At 39.4% G+C, this 7,304-nt stretch carries 6 protein-coding genes; 4 read left to right on the forward strand and 2 right to left on the reverse strand.

From position 1 onward, the window contains the following. The coding region (locus E1176_RS09145) for a T9SS type B sorting domain-containing protein (protein WP_155210306.1) at nucleotides 1–1,880 on the forward strand (1,880 nt) is incomplete at its 5' end. A gap of 6 nt (nucleotides 1,881–1,886) precedes the next feature. Then, nucleotides 1,887–2,795, forward strand: a complete 909-nt coding sequence (locus E1176_RS09150) for a PorP/SprF family type IX secretion system membrane protein (protein ID WP_155210307.1) — start codon at nucleotides 1,887–1,889, stop codon at nucleotides 2,793–2,795. Between the two features lie 13 nt (nucleotides 2,796–2,808). Here the strand turns inward: E1176_RS09150 and E1176_RS09155 are convergent, their stop codons facing one another. After that, the gene (locus E1176_RS09155) at nucleotides 2,809–3,063 is read right to left on the reverse strand and encodes an SEC-C metal-binding domain-containing protein (protein WP_155210308.1); all 255 of its coding nucleotides are present in this window, start codon (nucleotides 3,061–3,063) and stop codon (nucleotides 2,809–2,811) included. A gap of 132 nt (nucleotides 3,064–3,195) precedes the next feature. Here E1176_RS09155 and hrpB point away from each other — a divergent pair, with 132 nt between their 5' ends. Together hrpB and E1176_RS09165 are read left to right on the forward strand one after the other, a co-directional pair. Further along, entirely contained in the window at nucleotides 3,196–5,685 is a 2,490-nt protein-coding gene (hrpB, locus tag E1176_RS09160; RefSeq protein ID WP_155210309.1) for an ATP-dependent helicase HrpB, read from the forward strand. Between the two features lie 49 nt (nucleotides 5,686–5,734). Next, nucleotides 5,735–6,598, forward strand: coding sequence for a DUF1571 domain-containing protein (locus E1176_RS09165; protein WP_155210310.1), 864 nt, complete (start codon nucleotides 5,735–5,737; stop codon nucleotides 6,596–6,598). Here the strand turns inward: E1176_RS09165 and yaaA are convergent. Further along, a partial coding sequence (yaaA, locus tag E1176_RS09170; protein WP_155210311.1) for a peroxide stress protein YaaA occupies nucleotides 6,595–7,304 on the reverse strand: 710 nt, incomplete at its 5' end. The two genes, E1176_RS09165 and yaaA, sit on opposite strands and share 4 nt — an antisense overlap.

The following is a 7,304-nucleotide window of genomic DNA, read 5'->3' on the forward strand; positions in this document are numbered from 1 at the left end:
ACCTGCCGGTACTCTCTATTCAGCCATCTAATGACATGACCATTATACCACAAACTGACTGTATTCCAGAAAATGGAAGTGCAACTGTTAATTTTGTGAAAGAAGATGGAACTCAATTTGCCTCAGGCGGATATACTTTTGAGTTTTTCGATGTTAACATGAATAGTATTCAGGGGCCTTCAGCATCAAATACAATTTCAAATCAGGCTGCTGGAGACTATTTTGTACAAGCCACCAACAGTACTTCTAGTTGTCAAACTTCTATGGTAAGCATTACAATAGCTGATGCTACAAGTTTACCGCAAGTCGAGGCTATTGCAGTTTCTCCAACGACAAATTGTGATACAGCCGATCCAAATGGACGAATTGAAGTAACAGCTGACGGAACCGTTGCAGGTTACTCGTTTGAATGGTTGAATACACCAAATCTTGAAATGAGTAATATCGCAACTGACTTGGATTCAGGTGCATATCAGGTACGCGTTACTAATATTTCAACTGGATGTGTAACTACCTCTGAATTTATTGTAGATGTTGCAATAGAATTCCCACAAGTCATAGCCTCATCACAAAATATCAAAAGTTGTATAGCGCCAGATGGCAGGTTAGTCGCTCAAATCTCTAACCTGGCCGGTAGTTATGATTTTAACTGGGAGCGATTAGATGAGTCTTCAAACTCTTACCAACCTTACGCGACTGGCGATATTCTCACAGGAGTTCCTGAAGGTATTTATCGCGTACAGGCAACTGATCCTACTGCACCACTATGTGCTTCTGAGTATGTTTATGACACTATTTCTATAGCCACAGAAGTGCCTAATCTTGAGATTATTGTCAACAACCCGCAACAATTCTGTGATCCTGATAATCCGAATGGTTCAACTGCTATATCTGCATATTTTGTTGATGAAGAGGACGGTGATAGTATCGAGGTTACTCAAGACTATACCATTGAATGGTATAAAAGTTCCGACCCTTCTACAAGTGTGAATACAGGTAGAAAATTCACAAATGCAGAGGCTGTTCAGTACAATATCACACTCACTCACTTTAGTACAGGGTGTATAGAGAATGCCACTATTGAGATCCCGGAAGAACTCATACAGGTCCAAACACCTGACATAACGATCACACAGGAAATGATCAGCTGTCTATCACCAAATGGAGCCGCCAATGCTTCTATAAACGATGAAACAGAGCAATATACATTTAATTGGTACCTGGGTGAAGTTGATAGTACTGCCGAGTTTACAGGAAGTGCCATTACTACACTAGATGTAGCCACTTATTCGGTAACGGCCACGGACACTTTATCAAAATGTGTATCTGAGCCAGTAGTAATTGAGTTTCCTGATGGCCGTGAAGTACCTAAGTTGACCTTTGATATTAAAAACGAATTGTGTGAAACTGAGAATGGTACTGTTTCTATTGATATCGACTCTAAATTTGAAATTGTAAGTGTAGAGTGGGAAACCCCACAAGGCGTAATAAATGCACCAATGATTTCAAATTATCCTGCCGGAGATTATTCCGTAATGTTGACTGACGTAAATGGCTGTTCTTATACCGAAACCTTTAGCATAGAAGCGGATATTAACGTATTTAACGGATTATCACCAAATGGAGATGGTGTCAATGACGAATGGGAAATTGGTTGCATTGATGACTTTTTAAATAATAATGTTAAAATCTTCAATAGATCAGGGGCACTGGTGTACGAAGTAGATCAATATAACAACAGTGAAATAATTTTCAGAGGTGAGGGTAATAGGGGAATTTATATTGGCAATCAGGAGTTACCTGATGGTACATATTTTTATGTAATCGATAAAGGAAATGGCGACCAACAGTTGACCGGATTTATTGAACTATTTAGATAATCACTAATGCGTAAGTATTTACTTTTAAGTCTACTCATATTCATCGCTAGCAATAGCATACAAGCACAACAAAAAAGCGTAATAACGCAGTACAATTATAATGGGCTTTTGTTAAACCCAGCCTATGCGGGGAATCAAAACAGACTTACTGTTAATATGCTTTTTAGAAAGCAATGGGTAAATTTTGATGGTGCCCCTTCTACAAAAGTATTTAGCGCCCACACAGCCACTAGAAATAAAAGAGTAGGATTAGGTTTTTTATTATCAAATGACCAAATAGGCGTCCATGATGATATTGGCTTCTACGGCATGTATGCTTATAAAATTCCATTCGGAAGAGGAAATTTAGCCTTCGGAATTCAAGGTGGTTTTAATTACTTAAATAGTGGTTTTGATAGATTAAATTTACGTCAAAATAATGATGTCGTTTTTTCAACATTTAATCAAAAATTTAATCCAAATGTAGGTACAGGCCTGTTTTACAGTACCAAGCGCTCATATCTTGGTCTTTCAGTTCCCTATTTATTAGAAAACAGTATTATACGAAATGGGTCAGGGTTGAGTGATGCCAAGGAATCAAGATACTACTTTTTAACCGGGGGTAAAGTAATGAAGCTGCAAGACAATCTAATGTTCAAACCTTCGACTCTTATACGCTATCAGGTTGGCTCTCCTGTAGGGTTTGATTTAAATGCAAACTTTTTCATTGATGACATTCTCAATGTCGGAGTATCTTATAGAAGTTCTGATGCTATAAGTGCTATGTTTGCAATCAATTTAAATAGCAATGCGATTTTCGGATATGCATATGATCATACATTATCCGACATTGGTGGGTACTCTAATGGCTCCCATGAGTTTATGTTAATTTATCACATAAACTTGTTCAATGAGCTTTGTCACGCATACTTTTAACAACTCGCCATCATTAATGATAATGGCCATGTTCTTCTGACCACACTTTGCCTGCAGGTGCCGGACCATCAGGCTTCGTAACATTTCCTCTATTATTCATATCTATAACAAAGTTGGCGATAGCTATTAACACAAAAACCAATAGAATCAGACCTATTAAATAGGTTCTATTCCTCGCTCCTTTTTGAGTCTCCATCTTTTGATGACAGTTTTTGTACTTTTTCCCACTTCCGCAAGGGCATGGTTCGTTTCTTCCTACTTCACTCATTTGGTTTATAGCTTTTGTTAGTGAATTTAATATAATAAATATTCCCAATGTTTGTCAATAAATAATGGCGAATAGACCCTCAACAATTATTTACCTTTGCAGCCATACTTCTCTTAAGCCCGAGAATACTATATGACATTCGACTACTCCAACATAGATCTTCCTGTAAAGGAAATAATACCTGAGGTCAAAAAAAGCCTTCAGGATCATACTTCTCTCATTATATCTGCACCTCCCGGAGTAGGTAAAAGTACTTTACTCCCGCTTGCACTTTTTGAGGAAGAGTGGCTCAATGGCAAAAAGATATTAATGCTAGAGCCCAGAAGATTGGCCGCAAAGACCATTGCCAACCGTATGGCTTCACTCCTTGGTGAGAATGTCGGAGAAACTGTTGGTTATAGGATAAGATTTGACAATAAAGTCACTTCAAAAACCAAGATCGAGGTAGTTACTGAAGGTATATTAACCAGAATGCTTCATGGCGACAATGAATTGACAGATGTTGGTATGATCATCTTTGACGAATTTCATGAGCGAAGTATACATGCAGATGTAGCCCTGGCCTTATCACGGGAGTCTCAACAAGTGCTGAGGCCCGACCTGCGCATTCTTATCATGTCTGCCACGCTGGATATGCCTATGCTTTCAGCAAAACTGGATAATGCGCCAATTATAGAAAGTAAAGGGCGACAGTACCCTGTCGACATCATATACACAAACAACCAGGATATGATGCTCTTGCCAGAAATGACTAGCAGGACAGTGATTCGGGCAGCCAAAGAGCAAAAAGGTGATATTTTGGTTTTTCTTCCCGGCCAGGGTGAAATAAAGAAAACAGAAGAAATTCTGAAAAAAGAATTGTCAGATTTTGCCATTCACCCCCTCTATGGTCAGCTGCCATGGAATAAGCAATATGCGGCCATCATGCCAGACAAAAATGGCAAACGCAAAGTAGTCTTGGCTACTTCCATTGCGGAAACGAGTTTGACCATCGAAGGTATAACCGTTGTAGTCGATTGTGGGTACGGAAGAGCTTCAAAGTTTGATCCTAACTCCGGTTTATCACGATTAGAAACTATTCAGATATCTAAAGATTCGGCAGACCAACGCGCTGGGCGAGCAGGTCGACTAAGCGCGGGTACTTGTTATCGTATGTGGTCTAAGGCCACCCAGCTTCACTTACAAGATCACCGTACACCTGAAATTGAAGAGGCAGACCTGGCACCCTTGGCACTCGATCTGGCTCAATGGGGCATCAATGATGTCAATCAACTTACCTGGTTGTCAACTCCACCAGCAGGACATCTCTTTCAAGCGTACGATGTTTTAGAAGAGCTCGGAGCTTTGGAAGATGGCTCCATCACTGACCATGGAAAAGAAATTCATCAACTACCTTGTCACCCACGGATTGCTCATATGCTCATAAAAGCTGATCTGATTGACCTACTCCCACTAGCTACAGACATAGCAGCGGTGATTGAGGAAAAAGATCCATTGGCCAAAGACGCAGGCATTGACGTAAACCTTCGAATAGAGGCCTTGAGGCGCTACAGGAGCAGAAATAGCAGTGGTGGAAAATTTGGACGTATAGAAAAAGTGGCCAATCAATACAGGAGAATGTTTGATGCCGAAGTTGATAATAATGCATATGATGTTTTTGAGGCAGGACTTTTACTTGCCTATGCCTACCCCGAACGAATAGCCTCTTCCCGACCGGGCAACAATGCTCAATTTCAATTGGCAAATGGCAAATATGCTATGGCCGGTCATAGAGACGATCTGGCACACGAACCGTGGTTGGCGGTGGCCCACATCGATGCCCGTGATGGTATGGGTAAGATATTTATGGCCGCTCCGCTCAATCCGAAAGATCTAGCACCCATGGTGGTCGAAAAAGAAATCATTACCTGGGATACAAAAAAGGGCGGGCTTATAGCGTCTAAAGATTTGCGAATAGGCTCGATAGTTTTGAGGAGCACGCCCCTTCCCCAACCTGATGATAGTAAGTTAATCAAGGCCATTTGTACTGCGGTAAAAGCGGAAGGCAAAAACCTATTAAATTTTGATGATTCGGTCACACAATGGCAAAATAGAGTGATGAGTTTGAAAAAATGGAATACCGGAGATAACTGGCCTGACGTAAGCATCACAACGCTACTCGCTACATGTGATAAATGGCTAAGTCCTTATCTAAATAATATAAAGAGCCCGGAAGATCTTAAGAAAATAGACTTGGTAAATGTGTTACATCACAATTTAGATTATGAACTTCAAGAGAAATTGGACCGTTTGGCTCCACAAAAAATGGAAGTACCAACTGGCTCTCAGATTAAAATAGAATACAAAGCTACTGGCGAGCCACCCATTTTAGCAGTAAGACTACAAGAGGTTTTCGGACTTACCGAAACCCCAACTGTAAACAATGGCAATACTTCTGTGTTGATGCATCTGTTATCTCCCGGCTTTAAGCTGGTGCAGATTACGGGAGATTTAAAAAGCTTTTGGAGTGACGCTTATTTTGAGGTAAAAAAGGACCTCAAACGAAGATACCCAAAGCATGAATGGCCCGATGACCCTTTAAAGGCTGAGCCGATAAGAGGGGTGAAAAAGAAACAGAAGTAGTACAATTAAGCTGTAAATTTTCGTTTAGTTCAAGTACCTTAGATAGTATATGACAAAACTCAATTTCACAATAACTGGCAAAACATATATCCTTTCACTTTTAATATTCATTGTCTCCGGACACCACGCGGTCGGCCAGGATGCCAGTCGCATTGCAAAATCGATGTTTGAGAAATCGAAACAGATAAAAACATTGTCATATACGATGATCAAGCAAGAGCAGATCGATGGCGAACTGCAAAAGCAAATTGCCAAAGTAAAACTTCAGCGTGAGCCTTTTATGGTGTATACCAAGCAGATTGAACCCGAAGAAGGGCTTGAAGTTTTATACAAAGGTGGAGATAAAACAGCTTTGATTAACCCTAACGGTTTTCCGTGGTTTAATGTAAAGCTTGATCCGAAAGGTAGCAAGATGACCAAAGATCAACATCACACCATCATGGACTCTGGCTTTGACCGATTCATATCTATACTGGAACATCTGTTTCAAAAATATGAAGATCAAATAGGCTCGATTACTTCGGTATCCGATTACACTACAAAAGATGGTAAGAGTTGTTGGAAACTGTCATTCGAAAATCCACAATATAAAATCATAGATTATAAAGTTAAAGCCAACGAAGATTTACTAGATATCGGTTATAAAAACTACATTTCTGCTTATATGATTATGCAGCTAAATGATGATGTCGATAGCTATGATGATGTAAGCGAAGGCCAGATTATCAGCATACCAAATGACTACTCGGCTAAAATGGATTTGCTGATAGACAAACAATTAATGGTACCTGTAGACATCGAAGTTTACGTAGATAATGCACTGTTTGAGCACTATCAATTTACTAACATCAACATAGATCCAACCATCAAACAAGTTGAGTTTACATCTTCTTATGAAGGGTACGGCTTTTAACCTCGGGTAAAAACGAGCTTATCTTCTGAAGATTCTTTATCGTTATAAGCGTAATCTTCGTAATCAAATCCTTTAAGATCGTTCTCGTCCTTGATCTGATTTTCGATCATATATTTACTCATCAGACCTCGCGCTTTTTTGGCGTAGAAAGCAATTATCTTATACTTTCCATTTTTATAATCTTTGAAATCTACATCGATTATTCTACCCTTGAGTTTATCAGTATTAACAGCTTTGAAATATTCATTGGAAGCCAAGTTAACTAAGATATCATCACCCTGATTTTTAAGATCTTTATTGAGTTGTTTTATTACCTTATCGTTCCAAAACTCATACAAATTCTTATCACCATTTACAGCCAGTTTCGTACCCATCTCTAATCTGTAAGGTTGTATTAAGTCTAATGGCCTTAGGACACCATACAGTCCCGATAAAATTCTTAGATGATCTTGCGCAAAGCTCACACCTTCTTTAGAAAGGTCAGCAGCTTCTAGTCCCTGGTATACATCGCCTTGAAAGGCAAACATCGCTTGTTTGGCATGTACAGGATCTTTCTTTGCTGTAAAATTATGATACCGCTCAACATTAAGCGTAGCCAACTTTTCACTAATACTCATCAGAGATTGCACATCACTTTCAGATTTTTCTTTTAATACTCCGATCAGCTCTTTGGCTTCTTTTTGAAATAGAGGAAGTGAATGTTTAT

Source organism: Fulvivirga aurantia (assembly GCF_009711475.1).
GTDB lineage: Bacteria > Bacteroidota > Bacteroidia > Cytophagales > Cyclobacteriaceae > Fulvivirga > Fulvivirga aurantia.